The sequence below is a fragment of the Mycolicibacterium sp. ND9-15 genome (assembly GCF_035918395.1).
Taxonomy (GTDB): Bacteria; Actinomycetota; Actinomycetes; order Mycobacteriales; family Mycobacteriaceae; genus Mycobacterium.
Genome location: NZ_CP142362.1, coordinates 657832 through 677026, shown reverse-complemented (window position 1 = coordinate 677026; position 19195 = coordinate 657832). Strand labels below are relative to the sequence as shown.

The following is a 19195-nucleotide window of genomic DNA, read 5'->3' as shown; positions in this document are numbered from 1 at the left end:
ACCAAGATGATGATCGACGGCAAGCTCGTCGACGGTGAGGCGGGCACCTTCACCAACATCAACCCGGCGACCGAGGAGGCGCTCGGCGAGGTCGCCGATGCCTCGAAGGCCGATATGCACCGGGCGATCGATGCGGCGCGGCGAGCGTTCGACGAGACGGACTGGTCCACCGACCATGCGTTCCGGCAGCGGTGCCTGCTGCAACTTCAGGAGGCGCTCGAGTCCGAGCAGGAAGAGTTGCGTGAGGAACTCATCCTCGAGGTGGGCTGTCCGCGTGCCATCACGCACGGCCCTCAACTCGATGCGCCGCTTTCCGACGCCCTGAAATACCCGGCCCGGCTGATCGACGAATACCGTTGGGAGACCTCGCTGGGCGATGCGCTGGTGTCGGTCACCGGGGTCAACACCACCCGCAAAGTCTGGCGCGAGCCCGTCGGTGTGGTCGGGGCGATCGTGCCGTGGAACTTCCCGTTCGAGGTCACCATCCAGAAGATCGGGCAAGCCCTCGGCACCGGCAACACCGTCGTCCTCAAGCCGGCACCGAACACTCCGTACAACGCGACCCGGCTGGGGCGGCTCATCGCGGAGAACACCGACATCCCACCGGGCGTCGTGAACGTCGTCACCGCATCGGATCACTTCGTCGGCGAAGAACTCACCCTGTCGCCGAAGGTCGACCTGATCTCTTTCACCGGGTCCACCGCCGTCGGCCGTCGGATCATGGAGAAGGGCGCCGCGACGATGAAGCGGCTGTTCCTCGAACTGGGCGGCAAGTCGGCGACCATCGTGCTGGAGGACGCGGATTTCGGGGTGGGATGCATGATGGGCATTGCGCCGTGCATGCACGCAGGCCAAGGGTGCGCCAACCCCACCCGGCTGCTGCTGCCGCGCTCCCGCTACGACGAAGGCGTGCAGATCCTCAAGGGCATCTACGAGGGTGTCGCGGCCGGCGATCCGCAGGATTTCGGCACCATGTGCGGCCCGGTGATCTCCGACAGGCAGCGCAGCCGCATCCGCGGATACATCCACAAGGGCGTCGAGGAAGGCGCGACCCTGCTGGTCGGGGGAGCCGAGACACCCGACGGTATGGACAAGGGCTTCTTCGTCAAGCCAACGCTTTTCGTCGATGTCGACAACTCGATGACCATCGCGCAGGAGGAGATCTTCGGTCCCGTGCTGTCGGTGATCCGGTTCGACGACGAGGACGACGCGGTGCGCATCGCCAACGACAGCCCGTACGGCCTGGCGGGCAACGTCATGGCCGGCACGCTGGACCGCGCCCTGTCGGTGGCGAGGCGACTTCGCGCCGGATTCATCGGGTTGAACGGCACCGCCGGCTATGGCGCCGACACGCCGTTCGGCGGATACAAGGCCAGCGGCATTGGGCGCCAGAACGGTGTCGCCGGGTTCGACCAGTACACCGAGATCAAGTCCGTCGCCTACCCGGCCGGTTCGTAGGAGTAAGCCATGCAACAGTTGTTCGACGACCTCGAGGACTTCGGCGAATTCGACGACTTCGTGTCCGGTGATGTGCGCGACCCCTACACCGAACTGGCGAGGTTGCGTCGCGAAGAGCCCGTCCAGAAGATCGAGATCCCCGGTATCCCAGGGCAGGAGGGTAAGCCGATCGTCATGGTTTACCGCTATGAGGAAGCCCAGCAGATGCTACGGGACAACGAGACGTTCTCGTCGTCGATCATCATCCAGGCGTTCGGCGACGTGTTCGGCAAGCATGTGATGCTCGGCATGGACGAACCCGAGCACGGCCGGCACCGGGGGTTGGTGGCAAAGGCGTTCTCGCAGAAGGCGCTGGCCCGTTGGGAAGACGCGCTGGTCACCACGATCGGCAACGCGTTGATCGGCCGGTTCGCCAGCCGCGGAAGTGCCGACCTGGTCAAGGAATTCAACTTCCCGTACCCCACGCTGATAATCGCCGGGCTGCTGGGTCTGCCCCAGGACGACTACGCGCAGTTCCAGAAGTGGTCCATCTCGCTGCTGTCGTTCACCGTCAACCCCGAACGCGGTCGGGAGGCGTCCACCGCGCTGGCCGACTATTTCCGGCCCATCCTGGCAGCGCGTCGCGAGGACCCGCGCGACGATCTGATCAGCCGGTTGGCCGCGGCCGAGATCGACGGGGAAAAGCTCTCGGACGAGGAGATCTTCTCGTTCCTGCGGTTGCTTTTACCCGCCGGTGTGGAGACCACCTACCGGGCGTTCGGCAACCTGATGTTCGGGCTGCTGACCAATCCCGAACAGCTGGAAGCCCTTCGGGCCGACCGGTCATTGATACCCCAGGCGATCGAGGAGGCGGTGCGCTGGGAGCCGCCGCTGAGCATGATCACCCGGATCGCAAGCCGCGACACCGAACTCGGCGGCGTTCACATTCCCGAGGGTTCGTCGGTGATGCCCGTGTTGGGTGCGGCCAACCGACAGGACGAGCGGTTCCCCGACCCCGATCAATTCGACATCTTCCGAGAATCCAAGGCCAACATCGGGTGGGGCCACGGTGTGCACGTCTGCCTCGGCATGCACCTGGCGCGGCTGGAGATGCGGGTCGCGCTCAACCTCCTACTGGACCGCCTGCCCAACCTGCGGCTCGATCCGGGCGCCGAGGAGGCCTACATCCGCGGCCAGGTGTTCCGGTCACCGACGGCGCTTCCCATCCTCTTCGACACCCCGGTGAGCCCATGACTGATCTACGCTTCGACGACAAGGTGGTGGTCGTCACCGGAGGCGGCCGGGGAATCGGCCGCGGCCACGCGCTGCTGCTCGCCGCCAAGGGGGCACGCGTCGTCATCGCCGACAACGGGGCGGACATCGACGGACGCGCCTGCGCATGGCGACCGGCTGACGCAGTGGTCGAGGAGATCGCCCAAGCCGGCGGCCGAGCCGTGGCGTGCAGCGCATCGGTCGCCGACGAGGCGGGGGCGCAGTCGATCATCGACACCGCCGTCGACGCGTTCGGGCGCATCGACGCGGTGATCAACAATGCCGGCGTGCACGACCCGGGGCTTTTCGAGACGCTGTCGATGGACCGGATCCGCACAATGCTCGACGTTCATTACTTCGGAACGCTTTTCGTCTCGCGGGCGGCATGGCCCCATCTCGTCGACGCCGGCCGAGGCCGGATCGTCAACACGGTTTCAGAGGCCATGCTCGGCGGCATCCCGGAACTCACAAGCTATGGCGCGGCGAAGGGAGCGGTCTGGGGCCTGACCCGTAACCTCGCCACCGAGGGCGCCGCGCACGGGATCGGCGTCAATGCGATTGCGCCGAGGGCCTACACCCGCATGTCCGCGTCACAGGGGCGGCAACTGGCGCAGCTGTACGGCATGTCAGAGGACATGATGGCCGAGATCAACGCCAGCATGCCTCCCGAACTATGCGCTCCGGCAGCGGTTTTCCTCGCACACGAGTCATGCTCGTGCAACGGGGAGGTCCTGCTGACGGGGATGGGCGGTGTCTCACGCCTCGCGGTCGTGCGCACCCAGGGCATCTGGAAGCAAGCCCTGAGCGCCGAAGACGTCGCCGAGAACCTCGACCAGATCATGAACGTCGACGACGCCTATGTGACCGAAGTAACGAGGAGTGTCTTGTGACCGATTTCGAGACCGTCGACTTCTTCACCGATGAGACGCTCGTACCAGATCCATACCCCTACTTCGATTTCTTGCGGTCCAGTTGTCCAGTGGTGCAGGCGACCCCGTTCAACGTGCTTGCCGTCACCGGCTACGACGAGGCGCTTGCGGTTTACAAGGACCCGGCGTTCTCGTCCTGCGTCTCGGTCGCCGGTCCGTTCTCGGGCATGCCCTTCGGTGCCGGTGAATCCGACGACGTCACCGAGTTGATCGAACAACACCGCGGTGCTGTGCCGATGGCCGAACACATCACGTCGCAGGATCCGCCGCTGCACACCCGCACGCGGGGGCTTCTGAACAAACTCATCACCCCCAAGCGCCTGAAGGAGAACGAGGACTTCATGTGGCGGTTGGCCGATCAGCAACTGGACACGTTCCTCGACAAGGGCAGCTGTGAATTCCTCGCCGCCTACGCCAAACCGTTCTCGTTGCTGGTCATCGCCGACCTGCTCGGTGTGCCGCTGGAGGACCACGAGGAGTTCAAGGAGGTCTTCGCGCTCGAAACCGTCGGCGAACTCGGCAAGGAGGCGCCGACTTCGCACAACCCGTTGGAGTGGCTCAACGAGAAGTTCCATTCCTACATCGAGGATCGCAGACGCTCACCGCGTTCCGACGTGTTGACCGAGCTGGCGCAGGCCAAGCACGAAGACGGCTCGACCCCCGACATCGAGGACGTCATGAACCTGTCGACGTTCCTGTTCGCGGCAGGCACCGAGACGACGACGAAACTGGTCAGTTCGGCGGTCCGATTCATCGCCGAAAACGTGGGTTTCGAAAGGAAGCTCCTCGACGACCGCAGCACGATCCCCGCCTTCCTCGAGGAGACGTTGCGGATGGAAAGCCCTGTCAAATCCCATTTCCGGATGGCGCGCACCACCACGAAGATCGGCGAAGTCGAGGTGCCGGCGGGAACAATTGTGATGCTGCTGCCCGGTGCGTGCAACCGCGACGAACGTAAGTTCGCCGAGCCCAACACCTTTAAAGCCGATCGGCCCAACGTGCGCGAGCAGATCGCGTTCATCCGCGGCGTTCATTCCTGCCCGGGTGCGCCGTTGGCCCGCGCGGAAGGTCGGATCTCGTTGAACCGCATCCTCGACCGGATGACCGACATCACGATCTCCACCGAGCATCACGGCCCGCCGGGCAACCGCCACTTCACCTATGAGCCGACGTTCATCATGCGCGGCCTGTCCGAACTACACATCACGTTCACCCCGGTCACCTAGATCGGCCAGCAGAGGAGTACGACATGACCGGGAAGCTCGACGGAAAGGTCGCTTTCATCACGGGGGCCGCCCGCGGTCAGGGCCGCGCGCACGCGATCGCGATGGCCAGAGAAGGCGCCGACATCATCGCGGTCGACATCTGCCGTGACATCCCGTCCAATCCCTACCCGCTGGCCACCCTCGACGACCTCGCCGAAACCGAGCGCGCGGTCAAGGAGACCGGTCGGCGCGTCGTCGCCCGGGTCGCCGACGTCCGGGAGCGCCATGAGCTGCGGGACGCCGTCGAAGCCGGGGTCGCCGACCTCGGCAAGATCGACATCGTCGTCGCCAACGCGGGCATTCTGCCGATGGCCATGGGCAGACCGCACGACGCGATGTCGTTCGTCGACGCCTCCGACGTCGACCTGCTCGGCGTGATGAACACCGTCGCGGTCACGGTTCCGCACCTGCCCGACGGATCATCGGTCATCATCACCGGGTCGACGGCAGGCATGATCCGCGGCACCACGGACAACCCCAACATGGGGCCCGGCGGCAGGGGATACGGCTGGAGTAAGCGGGTGCTCATCGAATACGTCGAAGAGATGTCAATGGCACTGGCAGCCAGGATGATTCGCGTCAACGCGATCCACCCGACCAACTGCAACACTCATCTGCTGCAGAACGACGGGATGTACAGCATGTTCCGGCCCGACCTCACCGCCGAGGGCAAGCAGGCCACACGCGAGGACGCCGAGCCGCTGTTCACCATCTTCCAGGCGATGCCGATCCCCTATATCGAACCGGAGGACATGGCGAACCTCGGAGTGTTCCTCGCCAGTGACGACAGCCGTTACATCACCGGCCAGCAGATCCGCGTCGACGCGGGGTCACTGCTCAAGTGGCCCAACGGGCCCGGCGGTTAAGGCCGGTGTAGGAAACCGTGTAACACCGCCTGGACGAGTTCGTCGACGATCGCCTCACGCGACGGCGGCCTGTTGCCGAAGAAGGTGGAGCGCAGCGCCACCATGCCGACGATCATCGCAACCGTGGAATGCGCAGGGAGGTCTGGCTGTTCCGAACGCAATCCTCGCAGACGGATACCTTCGGCGCTGATCCGACCGAGCAGCGTGAGCGCCCGCCTGATGTCGGCGATGCCTGCGCTGTCGATCTCTTCGTCGGTGAGCCCGTCGGCGGCGACGAGGGTCACCAGCAGGCCGCGATGCTCGATGAGAACGTCGTAGAGCCGGCCGACGAACTGCCGGGTCAGTTCCTCCTCGGTGATCTTGTCCGGGATGACGGCCTGCCAGGTCTTGCCGAAGTCGTCGACGAAGTCGGTGAACGGGAGTACGAGTGCCTCCCGGAACAGGCCCGCCTTGGAGCCGAAGTGACGGAACAGCAGATATTCGGTGACACCGGCCGCCTCGGCGATCTCCCGCGTGGTGGTGCTGCGATAGTCCCTGCGCGCGAACAGCTCACGGGCGGCGGCGAGCAGGAGCCGACGCGCCTCGCCGGGAGGCCTGCGCGCGGTGGGCACCTCTGCGGCGGATCCCTTCTTCGACGAACGTCGCTGGGGCATGGGAATCGACGATAGCCGCCTCTTGACCGGAACATCGGTAATAGTATCCACTATTCAGGCTGACTAGATACCCCAGGTGTGTAGCGGGTCAAGCGGCGGCGGCTTGTCTGTGTGCCCAGGCTTTGTGTTCGTCGTAGCGGGTGTGGTGGCGTAGGCAGCCGTGGAGGATGCCGACGAGGCGGTTTCCGAGTGCGCGTAGTGCTTGGTGGTGGGTGTCGCCGTTGGCGCGGTGTTCGTCGTAGTAGGCACGAGCGCCGACGCTTCGGGTCAGCGTGCAAAACGCCCATTGATCGACTGCGTCGTAGAGGCGTTTGTTGCGGATGTGGCGGGCCAGCACGGCACGTTTTCGACCCGACGCGATGGTCAACGGTGATGTTCCCGCGTAGTTCTTGCGACACTTGGCCGTGGTGAACCGGTTCGGGTCGTCCCCGAACTCACCGAGCACCCGGGCGCCGAGCACAACACCAAGTCCTGGCAGGGAGCGGTAGATGTCGGCGTCCGGGTGCGTCTCAAAATGGTCGGCCAGCGCGGTTTCGAGGTCGGTGATCTGAGTGTTCAGCGCGGCAATGACGTGCACCGCCGCGGTCGTGGTGGCCCCGAACGCGGCTGTGACCGCGGGCGGTGCAGTGAGATGCTCACGGCGCAGCACGGCTTGTATCTCGGTGGCGCGTGACTCGATGTTGCGTTGCCGTCCAGAAGCTTTGAGTGCCGATCCGATCTTGGCCACGCTCAGTCGAGCGCCCTGGTCAGGTGTTGGAGCACGTCCCAGGATGGCCAGTGCGTCGCTGTCGGTGAGCGAATCGAAGGCCTCCAGCGCAGCGGGGTAGTACTCCCGCAGCCCGCCGCGCAGCATGTTGGCATGCCGGGTGCGTGCCCAGATCAAGCTTTGATGAGAACGGGCCAGCACCTTGATCGCCTCAGCCTGCGGGCTGTCGCCGGCGATCAGTCGGTGATTGTGCCGGTCAGTGCGGACCAGATCGGCCAACAGCTTGGCATCAGCGGCATCGGACTTCGCCCCCGACACGTGATGCCGATCGCGGTAGCGGGCGGCCGCCATCGGGTTGATCGCCCACACCTGATAGCCGGCCGCGGCCAACGCCGAGACCCACAGGCCCCGATCAGTTTCGATGCCGACCAGCACCTGGTTTGGCTCCTCGGCGTGCGCGGCGATCAGCTCATGCAGGGCCCGGATACCGGCCAGGCCCTCGGGTAATCGCCGGGCCGCCAAGTGTTGGCCTGTCTCGTCCATCAGATACACGTCGTGATGGTCTTCGGCCCAGTCGTCGCCGACGAAGATCATCAGTGTCCACCTCCTGCGCTCGTCGTTGATTCAGATGTGAGCCCGAGGACACTCGGCGGCGACCTAATGGATCAGTGCTCACGCACGGCACGACACCCCATCAGCGCTATAAGCGACCTCACCGAACCGGTCGGGGCACGATCTAGTCATAGGAGTCGAACAGCACTCCAGGCGAACGCAGTGCTCACCGACCAGCGGCTCGATAATCAGCGTCGCCGCACCGAATCACTATTCATTCGAGGCTCGCCGATCGACTCCCATTAGGCGCCGCAGAAGGGGACATGGTCATGGGCCAGCTCATCATGCTCGGAACTCTGTTCGGGCTCTTCGTCTTGATCTTCGGCGTTGTGCTGTACTTCGATCCCGAAGCGCGCGGCGCTAAGGCGGTTGCCGAGGACGACCGATGAGTACCGAGCTGACGCCGGCGTTGATCGTCGGCTTGTCCTTCGCCTACATCGGCGGAGTGCTGTTTCTGGCCTACGGCGCGTACCTGAGCATCCGGCGTGGCCGCTTGCATCCACTGCTGCTGGTATCCATCTCGGCGATCTCGTTCTCGTGGATCGAGGCGCCCTACGACTGGGCGATGTATGCCCAGTTCCCGCCCGCGCTGCCCCGCATGCCGTCGTGGTGGCCGCTGAACATGACGTGGGGTGGCGGACTTCCGTCATCGGTGCCGATCGGCTATATCGCCTACTTCGTGGTGCCCGCCGTGATCGGCGCCGCGCTCGGCCGGCGGCTGATTCGGCGATTCGGTTGGCGCAGACCACAGACCCTGTTGATCGTGGGGCTGCTCGTCGGCTTCTGCTGGGCCCTGCTGTTCAACGGGTTCTTCGGTCCCCGCCTCGGCGTCTTCTACTACGGCTACGTGATTCCGGGATTGGCGATCTTCGAAGGGAGCAAATTCCAGTACCCGATCTACGACGCGATCGCGATGGGACTGCAGATGATGGTGTTCACCTACCTCCTCGGGCGTACCGATGCACAGGGCCGCAACGCGATTGAGGTGTGGGCAGACAAACGAACGACGAGTCGCGTGGGATCGTCGCTTCTGTCGATCGCGGCCGTCGTCGTGGTCGGCCACCTCATGTACGGCGCGGTTTTCGCACCGCACCTGGTGACGAAACTCGCCGGCTACGTGACGTCCGGTCCGACGGAGCAGTTGTTCCCCGGCGTGCCGAACCAGCCTCGGTGAACCCGCCGACTGAACGCGGGCCCAGCCCTCACCGCATGGTCGCCACGTTGTGCCAGAGGTTGCGCAGGCTGTCGGTGCCCCCGAAGAGCGTCGTGAAGTGCGTCGAGTCGATCAACACAATGTCACCGGCGCGCTGATCCGCCGACGGCATCCAGATCAGCGCGTTGAACTCGGCGGCGCCGTCGGCGGTGAACGGGTGCGGTCGATGCGGGTCGACACGCTGACGGCCGAGCACCCGAACGGCGTCGCTCTCCGGTGCGGTCAGCTCGTAGTGGGGGAGGTGTGGGTGGAAGTTGAACGTGGTGACGTTGGCGAGCAACCCGGCCGAATCGAGGTCACGGAACCCGGTCAGCGGTGCGATCTCGCGCGTGCCCTCCACGACCGCGGGCCGCAAACCCCACGTGTTATGGACCGGCACGTCGAGCGCCTTCATCAGTGACCTGGTGTACTGACCGAACCGCTGCTGGCGCGGAACCAACGGGTCGCCGTGGTGCGCGTACTCCATCTGTCGCTGGGCGAAGTCATCAGTGAAGCCGACGTCGTGATGGGGCGCGAGCAGTAGGCAGGTGCCCTCGCGCGTGAGCCACTGGCGCAGGGCGGCAACCTCTTCCGGCGCCGCTTGCTGTTCGGACAGGATGTGGTCGAGACCGAAGACCATCAGGGTGTCGGTGTCGGCGAGGATCCGCTCGTCGATCGGCAACCGGTAGCCGGCCTGGTCGATGCGCTGAAAAACGGCGACGGGATGGCCGGTGGCTTCGCCGGCGAGGTCCTGGAAGGCCAACGTCGACCGATGGAACAACTCCAGGGTGCCCGCGATTCCCTGTAGGAAGTGGGCCGCATCGTATTCGGTGGTTTCGTAACGCGGCCACAGCGCGTTTCGTACTTCGGTCATGGTGGAGAAGCGGTTGTACATCTCGCCGGGGTCGCGCTGTGCTTCCCACGGGTAGCTCCACGTCCAGTAGATGCTGATTCGTCTGCGGCCGTCGTGCGCGCGTGGGACATGGCTCTGGTTGTAGGTGCGAGCCATGGTGCTCATGACGTTTCTCCCAGTGTCGCAAGGTATCGGAGACCGCCCATTCCTGGAAGAAAGAAGTACGCGCCGCCCTTGAGAGTGGTGAACGCCGGAATCCCCCTGTGTACTTTGCGGATGGGCCGCTTCGGAACCGTGAAGTCGAGCGTGCCGTCCTGGGTCCCACAGATGGGGTCTCGCTCGTTACCGAGTTCGTGAAAGGTCTTGTCATTGATCCAGACGTTCTGCGCGAACTCGAACTGCCGCACGAGGTCGGCGCAGATGATGAAGGCGGCGATACCGCGATCGACACCGTCGTCGGGTGCGCCTTCGGCCAGTGCGGGCCCGTACGTGGCCCCGCGGCGGATCATCCGGCGTCGGTTCATGTAATGCGCGGTGTCGCGCGGGTTCAGTCGCCGGGCATGTGAGCCGAGAGGGCAGGCGTATCCGAACGGGTCCATCTCCTGGTAGTTGAAGTCGTTGTTGCGCATCGGATCTGCACCCAACTCCGGGTCGTCTTTGTCGGGCGCGAGTACGAGTGGCGCGCCGCTTCGCCATCGGCCCATGAACTTCGCGGCCAGCAACTCCTCCTCCTCGGGAGTCTGGGAGTTCGTCTTCAGATACTCGCGGAACATCCCGACGTGTTCCTGTAGCCGGCGATAGGCCATATAGCTGCCGTTGCGCGACAAGATCTCGGGCTGTGGCAGGTCGAGCACCGGCCCGTTCTCGTCGGGATAGCCCAGGATGAATTCACCCGGTTCCAACGGGTCGCCCGAGCCCGGCGTGGGTTGTTCACCGGACCCCTTCATCACCGGCTGGGACAACCGGTCGCGGAAACCGAAATGGTCGTGGGCGTAATCGAACGGTGGGCTCGCGTTGAGGTCGAGATGCGAGAGGCTGCGCACGCCCTCGGTTCGCGCGAGCAGCTTGTCGTGCTCCTCGAGCGATCGCCGGCACTGTTCGTCGGTACGGGAGAACAGGATCGCGATGGCGTGCAGATCGTCGCCGGCCACCCCGCCGCCCCAGTGTTCCGGTGCGCATGACCCCGTGTCACCGAGGATGCTCGCCCGCGCTGCCATGCCTTCGCGGAACGCCTCGGGAAACGTCGCCAGCGACTCCATGGGAACACCGAGCGCGCGGAGGCCCTGCCAGGTGAAGGCCAAGGTGACCCAGCGATCCGAGGTGTCCATCGTGGCGCGGACATCGGCTGCGGACTGAACCTTGCCGAGCAGTGCGGTGAGCCAGGCGCGGCCGCCTTCGGCGGTGTCGAAGGTCAGGAATTCGTACCGTCCGGTGATCGCGGGTGTACGCGTCAGCAGGATGTGCTGTATGTCGTCGAGCTCAAGCATTGTGCGCCCCTCGAGGACTACTGCATCTGGTCGAGCATGGTGGAGAACGCCGCCTTCAGGCGCAGTGCCTTCTTGATCTCCTCAGAGGTGACGTATGGGTACTCGCCATACTCCAAGAAGCTTGGAACTTGGTGCTCGCGAACGAATGTCACGAATGCCTCCGGGTTCTCCCGCCAGTCCTCGGGGAAGCCTTCGAGGTTGGTGAACACCGTCGTGATTCCGGTGGCGCTGAACAACTGAACGGCGTCCTCGGTGTACTTGTCGAAGTCGGTGTCGAAAATGCCTTGGTACTGAAAGTGCAGGCCCGAGCCCACGTCGAACAGAATCCAGCGCAGGTAGTGCAACCGGAGAGGCGCGAGTACGTCGGGGCTCGCCGCGACGGCCTCTTCGATCTGCTTGCCGTACGCCCGGACGGCCGCCTCACGGCCTTCTTTGACCTTTGCGATGATCGAGAAGCCGTAGCAGGCCGGGGTCCTGGGGAAGACCGGTCCGTAGCGGCCACGCTCGAGTTCGAAGTAACCGGTCTCGGGAATGGCCATGGCTGCGGGCCGAGTCCAGTCTTGGCGGTCGGCGGCCATAGTGCCCCCCCAATTGTCGTCACCTGAGCAGACATTAGCACTGCTCGAGTGGGCGACACGCTCAATTCTTCCAGGCCTTTTCGCGTGGCCGGGAAGCGTTCGGCTCTGACTGCTTGCCTCGGGAAAGTGATGCCCGACTAATTAGCCAAACCATCCGCACGGCGAAGAGATTCACGCGCCGACGTGACGCAGAATTGCGAATTCATGAACGAAAATCTGGCACCGAATTACGCTGCGGACATTGCGGAAGTCGGCGCGTCGCCCACGGTGGCACGCGACCCGATCATCGGAAAGGAGGCGGCCATGAGGTTCACCAATCGCTGCCTGCTGGTGACACTCTCGATGACGGTGGCGCCGATCGGTGTCGCGGTCACGCCCGTCGCGTCAGCGGACTGCACGAACGCGGGCGCCGCCACCGTATGCGCGCAGGGAACCGTACGCGGCGGCGGGCCCGATGCCCCGCAGGCCGGTCCCGTCTACCCCGGTTACTGCGCCGACCCGTGGTATTGCAGCGACGATTGGGGCGTCGACGTCATCCTCGACCCGGGACCTCCGCTCATCGACATCGGCCGTCCGGGGCGACCCGGCGGTATCGGTCCGCGCTGAAAAGTCCGTTCACTATTTGAGTAAGGAGCTGCCAATGTTGTTCCGCCGCAGTGCTGTCGGTGCCGGTGTGATCGCCGGCGCGATCCTCTTCGGCGCCGCGCCCGCCGCCGCCGATCCGCCCAACTGCACGGCCGCCGACCTGGCCGGTGTCATGTCCGGGGTTTCCGCGGGCATGTCGTCGTACCTGTTCACCCATCCGGAGGTGAACGCGTTCTTCACCGGACTCAAAGGCAAGCCCAGGGATCAGATGACGACGGAGATCAAGGCATATCTGGATGCCAACCCGCAAGTTCGCGACGAGCTGCGAGCGGTCCGGCAGGCCGCGATCGACTTCCGTGACCGCTGCGATGTGCCGATGCCCGATATGCCGATGGGCTAGCGGTCCAGGAAACTGACACACTGGATCGGTGCGCGACACACCGAAGTGCTGGCTCACCGACATGGACGGTGTGCTCGTCCGCGAGGAACATGCGCTGCCCGGCGCCGCCGAGTTCCTGCAGCGATTAAGCGACCGTGCTCGGCCCTTTCTAGTGCTGACCAACAACTCGATCTTCACGCCCCGGGACCTGTCCGCGCGGCTGCGGCGCGCGGGCCTGGTCGTGCCCGAGGAGTCCATCTGGACCTCCGCGCTGGCGACCGCGGCGTTCCTCACCGACCAGCTGCCGGGCGGATCGGCCTATGTCATCGGCGAGGCCGGGCTGACCACGGCATTGCACGAGGCGGGGTACACCCTCACCGATATCGAACCGGACTTCGTGGTTCTCGGAGAGACGCGGACCTACTCGTTCGAGGCGATCACCAAGGCGATCCGGTTGATCCTCGGCGGCGCCCGGTTCATCGCCACCAACCCCGACGTCACCGGCCCGTCCGCGGAAGGACCGCTACCGGCCACTGGGTCGGTCGCCGCGATGATCACGAAGGCCACCGGCCGCGAACCGTACTTCGTCGGCAAGCCCAACCCGATGATGTTCCGCAGCGCGCTGAACCGGATCGAGGCGCATTCGGAGAGCACGGTCATGGTGGGCGACCGGATGGACACCGACGTCGTCGCGGGCATCGAAGCGGGGCTGGAAACCATCCTCGTACTCACCGGTTCGACGAACATCGACGACGTCGAGCGGTATCCGTTCCGGCCCAGCCGGGTACTGGCGTCCATCGCCGAAGCCATCGAACTCGTGTGAGTTGCGTTTGAGCAACCTCTTACACTGACCCCGATGACCGCCACACCCGATGCGACTCGGCCGCTGGCCGGTGTGCGCATCGTCGAGATCTCCAGCTTCGTCGCCGTCCCACTGGCCGGGATGACGCTGGCCCAACTCGGCGCGGAGGTAACGCGGGTCGATCCGATCGGCGGCGCCGCCGATTACCGACGATGGCCCGTCACCGGCGATGGCGAAAGCATCTACTGGGCAGGCCTGAACAAGGGCAAACGATCGCTCGCTGCAGATGTGCGCTCCGAAGCGGGACAGCGTCTGATCCAGCGGTTGATCGCGGGTGGCGGCATTCTGATCACGAACGTGGCCGGACGCGAATGGCATTCGTACGACACCTTGACGGCGCTGCGGCCCGACCTGATCCATGTCGAGGTCTCCGGGCGCGCCGACGGCGGCACGGGTGTGGACTACACCGTCAACGCGGGGATCGGCTTTCCGATGGTGACCGGTCCGTCCGAACTTGCCACACCCGTCAACCACGTTCTGCCCGCATGGGACGTCGCCTGCGGCATCTACACCGCACTGGCTGTGGTGACCGCCCTGCGGCATCGCGATGTGACCGGCGAAGGCCGGCGGATCAGCATTCCGCTGGAGAACGTCGCGCTGGCGACGGCGGGTAACCTCGGCTTCTTCACCGAAGTGATGATCAACGGCACCGCGCGCGAGCGTATCGGCAACTCGGTGTACGGCCAGTACGGCCAGGACTTCGTCAGCAGCGACGGGGTCTCGTTCATGGTGGTCGCGCTGACCGGCAGACATTTCCGGGACCTCAGCGAGCTCACCGGCACCGCGAAAGCCGTTGCCGCGCTGGCGGAAACACTGGATGCGGATTTCGCCGACGAGGGGCAACGTTTTCTACATCGCGACGCGTTGAGTGGGTTGTTCGCCGAGTGGTTCACCGCGCACACGGCAGACGAGATCAGCGCCGCGCTCTCGGCCACCTCGGTGTTGTGGGAGCGGTATCGTACCTTCGCCGAAGCTGCCACGGCCGACAAGATCGCCACCAACCCGTTGTTCACTTCGCTCGATCAGCCGCGGATCGGCACCTATCTGGCGCCGGGGCTGCCGATTTCGATCGACGGCCAGTATCCGTGCGCGGTCGCGTCGCCGGTGTTGGGGGACGACACCGTCGGCGTGCTGAACGACTGGTTGGGATTGTCCGCCGAGGAGGTCGACGGGTTGGTCGCATCGGGGACGGTGGCGACGGGCCGCGGCGAGTGAGCACGCTGCTCGATCTGCTCGACCTGCGCGCCGGTGAGGGCGCCGACACCTGGGTCGGCCCGGCAAGCGGTCCAGCCGGAAAGCGCGCCTACGGCGGGCAATTCGTTGCGCAGAGTCTGGCCGCGGCGTGCCGCACCGTCGACGCGGGCCGGCTGCCGACGAACCTGCATCTTCAGTTCTTGCGCGGCGGCGAGGCCGGCGACGAGGTCGAGTACACCGTCGCACGGGTCTTCGACGGCCGCACATCGTCGGCACGCCGTGTCGAATCTCACCAGCAGGGCAGGATGTTGACGACGGCCACGGTGTCCTTCGCCGTGCCCACCGGCGGACCCGAACACGGGCGCCGACCGTCCTTACCGCACGATGCGGAGTCGTTGCCTCGCACGGGACCTGCCGGCCCCGCACCGTCGATGCCGCTCGACGAACTGGACATCAGGATCGCCGACGACACGTCGACAGGCGAATTCGTCCGTCGGTTCTGGTGGCGCGCGACGCTGTCCCTTCCCGACGATCCGCTGCTGCACACGCTGATCGCGGTCTACGTGTGCGACGTGTACATGATCGATCCCGCCCTACAGGTTCATGGCCACTCGATGAAGGCGCGGACACACCGCAGCGGCACAACGGATTCCTCGATCTGGTTTCACCGGCCGGTGTACGCCGACCAGTGGAACCTGCTCGAGTCGACATCGCCGGCCGCCGCCGCGGGCAGAGGCGTCGTGACTGGCAGCCTCATTCGCGCCGACGGCGTCATTGCCGCCACGCTGGCACAGGAGGGCCTTATCGCGGAGCGGGATACCTAGCCGAATCCGGCGACGCGGTGCGCACCCGCCGTCGTAGCACGGTCACCAGATAGGTGAGCAGGATGCCGACGGCGAGCGAGGCGATCACCCCGAGAGCGGGGTGGCCGGGGAACAGCGCATAGACCTGGTAGTGAACCAGGTAGGTGTACAGCGATGCCTCGGCGAGGACCCCGCCCGCGCCCACCAACGCTGCGGGGCAGCGGATGGTGGGCAGCCAGATCACCAACGCGAGACCGCCGAACACGAGAAGCGCTCGCAACGTGCTGTCGAAGTAGCCGTGCAAAGCCACCGCCAGCACCGCTGTGAGCAGCGCACGCTGCGCGATCGTGGTCGCCTTCGACGCCGCCCACCCGATCGCAAAGAACCAGAACGCGAGCATCGTGAACCAGGCGTCCCGGCCCATGTCCAATCCCAGCACGTCGTAACGCAATGCCAACCCGGCGATTGCGAACACCACGGCGACCGCGAACGGCCGTTGGCGCTCAACGCGATCCATCGCCGGTAGCCAGAACAGCAGCGCCAGCGCGACGAGCGTCCACACCAGAACCTCGACGAACCACAGGCGGCCCGCGGTCATGCTGTCGTGCGGACCGAAGAACTTGTTGGCCAGCAACAGGTTCGTCCAGGTGTAATCGTCGGTCAGCAGCAACGCGACGCCGACCCACAGGACCGACGGGAGCGCTATCCAGCCGATGGTGTTTCGCAGGTGGCGCACCCGCTTCGTGCGGGGCACCGGTGTGAGGCAGAATCGGCCGAAGTTGTACCCGGCGATACCCAGCAGAAGGTGAGCGCCGCCCCACAACTCGAACAGCTCGGCGTGCGAACCGACGATCAAGATGATCGCGACGGCCCGCAACGCCACGCTGGTCTCCAGCGTGGCGTTCCACAGCCGCCACCGCCGCCGTCGCGGCGTCGCCAGCGTCTCCAGTTCACGCAGCGGTCGCTGCTGCCATTCGGCGGGCAGCTGCCCCAGCGCGCGCTCCAACCGTACCGACATCGCCACGTAGGACAGCGAATCGCCGCCGAGGTCGACGAAGCTTGCATCGGGGCCGATGGTGGTCGGGTCGATCTGGAGTACGTCGGCGAACAACCCGCGCAGGTCGGTTGTCGGTGACACCTCCCGGGCGAGCGCCAGCTCGCGGACGGTGCGGTAGTCCGGTTTGCCGGACGGCAGCAAAGGCAGCTCGCCCACCCAGACCGCACGGACGCCGGACGCCGGTATCCCGGCGGCCTCGGCCGCGATGCGCTGGACGTCACGCTCGGCATGTGCGCCCGTCGCCGCTACGAGGAGGCGGTCGTCGTCATTGGTGCAGAACGCGGTGACCCCAGCGGCGCTGAGTGCGGACTCGACGCGCTGCAAATCGATACGCAGCCCGTACATCTTGACGAACCGGCTGGTGCGGCCGACGATCTCGTAGAGCCCGTCGGGAGCGCGGCGGGCGAGGTCACCGGTGTGCAGTGACTCGACGGTCTTGCCGAGTGCGAGGTCGGCCGGATCGTGGGCGTAACCCATCATCACGTTGGGGCCGCGGTACACCAATTCGCCGACCTGCCCGTCGGAGCCTCCGGCGACGGGCTCGATCGTGAAGGAACCGCCAGGGACGGGCTTCCCGACCGCATTGGGCCTCGACAACGCTAATTCCGGTGGCAGGTAAGCCATTCTGGCGGTGGCTTCGGTCGCCCCATACATGACGAACAGCTGCCAGCTGCCGTCGCGCGCCTGTTCGGCGAACCGCCGCACCTGCTCGGGCGGCATTCGCCCACCTGCCTGCGTCACGTAACGCAGGTCGGGCAGGTCCATTCGGTCGAACCCGACCTGCTCGAGCAGTTCGAACGTGTAGGGCACACCTGCGAACGAGGTGCCGCGGTGGCGGCGGAACAGGTGCCAGAACCGCTCGTCGGTCACCGAAAGATCGGTGAGGATGAGGCAGGCGCCGCGGAGCAGGTGGCTGTTGACGACTGACAATCCGTAGCAGTAAGACATCGGGAGTGTGGTTGCTGCACGGTCGGTCTCGCGAATATCGAGGTAGTCGGCGACCGCGGCGGCATTGGCGAGCAGATTGGCGTGCGAGAGCCGCACGAGTTTTGGTGAGCCGGTGCTGCCCGACGTGGACATCAACACGGCGAGGTCGTCGTGCAGGGCGCGGCTACCTGCCCTGCGGCGGTGCTGGACGACGCCGTCACCGATGACGGTGTCGGGATCGTATGTCTGCAGTATCAAGGAGTGGTCACGGCCTGCCGGGACCAACAGCACCACGTGACGGCCGGCGTGCGCGCCGAGATACTGAACCAAAGTCTCGATGTCGTTGCGGGTTTCGAGCAAGACCAGGCGTCGGGTGTCGCCGAGGTCTCTTGCCGCGGCCTGGACCAGGTCGGCCAGCGTGGCGTAGGTCAGTTGCTGCGTCTCGGTGCACACCGCGATGTCGTCACCGTAGGCCCGCAGGTGGTCGATGAGAAGGCTCGTCACAACGCGACCCCGTTGCCCACCACCTGGATGTGCACCTTCGCGTTGACAGGTGGCGGATCGAGGCTGTGCTGGCGCACGATGATCGGGTCCGCGTCCCCGGCCGGGTCGACGGTCAGGAGCACGTCGTGGCCGAGGAACTCGACGGACAGCACGGTGCCGACGCCTTCTAGCCTCTCGGTGTCGGAAATCACCGTCGCGACAAGCTGTTCGGGCCGCAGCAGCAACGTCGCGGGACCAGCCGAAGACGACCCGGCTACGCGGATCTTCCCGAGCGCACAGTTGGCGACGCCGTCGGCGACCGTGCAGGGCAGTGAGATGCAGTCGCCGAGGAACGCGGCGGTGAAATGGTCGGCCGGTTGGCGGTACACCTGTTGCGGCGACCCGACCTGGGTGAAGCGACCGTCACGCATGACCGCGACCTGATCGGCGACCGACAGCGCTTCCTCCTGGTCGTGGGTGACCAGCAGTGTGGTCACGCCCGCGTCGGTGAGCATGCGCGCAACGGCTTTTCGAGTAGACGCACGCAACCCGGTGTCGAGGGAGCTGAACGGTTCGTCGAGAAGCATCACGATCGGTTTGCGAGCCAGCGCCCGGGCGAGGGCAACCCGTTGCTGCTGGCCGCCGGAGAGTTCGTGCGGCCGGCGTGACGCATAGGAGGGGTCCAGCGAGACCGTTTCGAGCAGTTCGCCTACGCGCGCGCGGATCTCGGCCCGACGCGATGCGCCGCCCAGCCCATAGGCGATGTTCTGTCCCACGGTGAGGTGCGGGAACAGTGCGCCGTCCTGGGCGACATATCCGACCGCCCGCCGGTGCGGTGCCACCGCGGTGCCCGGGCCCGCGACCAGCCGGCCGCCGATGGTGATGGTGCCGTCATCGGGGGTTTCGAAGCCGGCGATCAACCGCAGCAGTGTGGTCTTGCCGCACCCCGAGGATCCGACGACCGCGGTGATGCTGCCCGCATGCAGTTCGAGGTCGATGTGGTCGAGCACCATGTGGCCGTTGAACGACTTGGCCAGCCCGTGGGTTTCCAGAAC

Annotated in this window: 18 protein-coding genes; 11 read left to right on the top strand and 7 right to left on the bottom strand. The window is 65.6% G+C overall.

The features are described 5' to 3' along the window. The first annotated feature begins 6 nt into the window (after positions 1-6). The 5 genes from QGN32_RS03370 to QGN32_RS03350 are packed head-to-tail and all read left to right on the top strand — an operon-like array spanning position 7 to position 5769. Positions 7-1458 (top strand): aldehyde dehydrogenase family protein, encoded by a 1452-nt coding sequence (locus QGN32_RS03370; protein ID WP_442791818.1) that lies wholly within the window; start codon positions 7-9, stop codon positions 1456-1458. Positions 1459-1467: 9 nt separating this feature from the next. Then, positions 1468-2691 carry a cytochrome P450 gene (locus QGN32_RS03365; RefSeq protein ID WP_326547259.1) on the top strand — a complete coding sequence of 408 codons (1224 nt, stop codon included), beginning with the start codon at positions 1468-1470 and terminating at the stop codon, positions 2689-2691. Continuing rightward, complete coding sequence (locus tag QGN32_RS03360) at positions 2688-3599, top strand: SDR family NAD(P)-dependent oxidoreductase (RefSeq protein WP_326547258.1); 912 nt, start codon at positions 2688-2690, stop codon at positions 3597-3599. The genes QGN32_RS03365 and QGN32_RS03360 overlap by 4 nt, the downstream gene beginning before the upstream one ends. Beyond that, a complete protein-coding gene (locus tag QGN32_RS03355) occupies positions 3596-4864 on the top strand; it encodes a cytochrome P450 (RefSeq protein WP_326547257.1) in 1269 nt (422 codons plus the stop codon). The genes QGN32_RS03360 and QGN32_RS03355 overlap by 4 nt, the downstream gene beginning before the upstream one ends. Before the next feature lie 23 nt (positions 4865-4887). Continuing rightward, the gene (locus tag QGN32_RS03350) at positions 4888-5769 is read left to right on the top strand and encodes a mycofactocin-coupled SDR family oxidoreductase (protein ID WP_326547256.1); all 882 of its coding nucleotides are present in this window, start codon (positions 4888-4890) and stop codon (positions 5767-5769) included. Here QGN32_RS03350 and QGN32_RS03345 read toward each other — a convergent pair. Then, the gene (locus QGN32_RS03345) at positions 5766-6422 is read right to left on the bottom strand and encodes a TetR/AcrR family transcriptional regulator (RefSeq protein WP_326547255.1); all 657 of its coding nucleotides are present in this window, start codon (positions 6420-6422) and stop codon (positions 5766-5768) included. The two genes, QGN32_RS03350 and QGN32_RS03345, sit on opposite strands and share 4 nt — an antisense overlap. Before the next feature lie 88 nt (positions 6423-6510). After that, positions 6511-7722 (bottom strand): IS110 family RNA-guided transposase, encoded by a 1212-nt coding sequence (locus QGN32_RS03340; RefSeq protein ID WP_326547254.1) that lies wholly within the window; start codon positions 7720-7722, stop codon positions 6511-6513. A gap of 403 nt (positions 7723-8125) precedes the next feature. Between QGN32_RS03340 and QGN32_RS03335 the strand changes: the two genes are divergently transcribed. Then, a complete protein-coding gene (locus tag QGN32_RS03335; protein ID WP_326547253.1) occupies positions 8126-8914 on the top strand; it encodes a spirocyclase AveC family protein in 789 nt (262 codons plus the stop codon). 28 nt (positions 8915-8942) lie between these two features. Here QGN32_RS03335 and QGN32_RS03330 read toward each other — a convergent pair whose 3' ends face one another. The 3 genes from QGN32_RS03330 to QGN32_RS03320 are packed head-to-tail and all read right to left on the bottom strand — an operon-like array spanning position 8943 to position 11850. Continuing rightward, entirely contained in the window at positions 8943-9950 is a 1008-nt protein-coding gene (locus QGN32_RS03330) for a hypothetical protein (protein ID WP_326547252.1), read from the bottom strand. Next, the gene (locus QGN32_RS03325; protein ID WP_326547251.1) at positions 9947-11272 is read right to left on the bottom strand and encodes a Dyp-type peroxidase; all 1326 of its coding nucleotides are present in this window, start codon (positions 11270-11272) and stop codon (positions 9947-9949) included. Before QGN32_RS03325 ends, QGN32_RS03330 begins: the two co-directional genes overlap by 4 nt. 17 nt (positions 11273-11289) lie before the next feature. Next, positions 11290-11850, bottom strand: coding sequence for a hypothetical protein (locus QGN32_RS03320; protein ID WP_326547250.1), 561 nt, complete (start codon positions 11848-11850; stop codon positions 11290-11292). A gap of 303 nt (positions 11851-12153) precedes the next feature. Here QGN32_RS03320 and QGN32_RS03315 point away from each other — a divergent pair, with 303 nt between their 5' ends. The 5 genes from QGN32_RS03315 (at position 12154) to QGN32_RS03295 (ending at position 15694) form a co-directional block, all read left to right on the top strand. After that, on the top strand, positions 12154-12456 hold the full coding sequence (locus QGN32_RS03315; RefSeq protein ID WP_326547249.1) for a hypothetical protein: 303 nt from the start codon (positions 12154-12156) through the stop codon (positions 12454-12456). Between the two features lie 37 nt (positions 12457-12493). After that, positions 12494-12835, top strand: a complete 342-nt coding sequence (locus tag QGN32_RS03310; protein ID WP_326548907.1) for a heme-binding protein — start codon at positions 12494-12496, stop codon at positions 12833-12835. Positions 12836-12896: 61 nt separating this feature from the next. After that, positions 12897-13637, top strand: coding sequence for an HAD-IIA family hydrolase (locus QGN32_RS03305; protein WP_442791817.1), 741 nt, complete (start codon positions 12897-12899; stop codon positions 13635-13637). A 33-nt stretch (positions 13638-13670) separates the two neighbouring features. Beyond that, positions 13671-14891, top strand: a complete 1221-nt coding sequence (locus QGN32_RS03300) for a CoA transferase (RefSeq protein ID WP_326547247.1) — start codon at positions 13671-13673, stop codon at positions 14889-14891. After that, complete coding sequence (locus tag QGN32_RS03295) at positions 14888-15694, top strand: acyl-CoA thioesterase (protein WP_326547246.1); 807 nt, start codon at positions 14888-14890, stop codon at positions 15692-15694. The genes QGN32_RS03300 and QGN32_RS03295 overlap by 4 nt, the downstream gene beginning before the upstream one ends. Here QGN32_RS03295 and QGN32_RS03290 read toward each other — a convergent pair. Together QGN32_RS03290 and QGN32_RS03285 are read right to left on the bottom strand one after the other, a co-directional pair. Next, positions 15672-18161, bottom strand: a complete 2490-nt coding sequence (locus QGN32_RS03290; RefSeq protein WP_326547245.1) for an AMP-binding protein — start codon at positions 18159-18161, stop codon at positions 15672-15674. The genes QGN32_RS03295 and QGN32_RS03290 overlap by 23 nt on opposite strands. Beyond that, on the bottom strand, positions 18158-19153 hold the full coding sequence (locus tag QGN32_RS03285) for an ABC transporter ATP-binding protein (protein ID WP_326548906.1): 996 nt from the start codon (positions 19151-19153) through the stop codon (positions 18158-18160). Before QGN32_RS03285 ends, QGN32_RS03290 begins: the two co-directional genes overlap by 4 nt. Between the last annotated feature and the right edge of the window lie 42 nt (positions 19154-19195).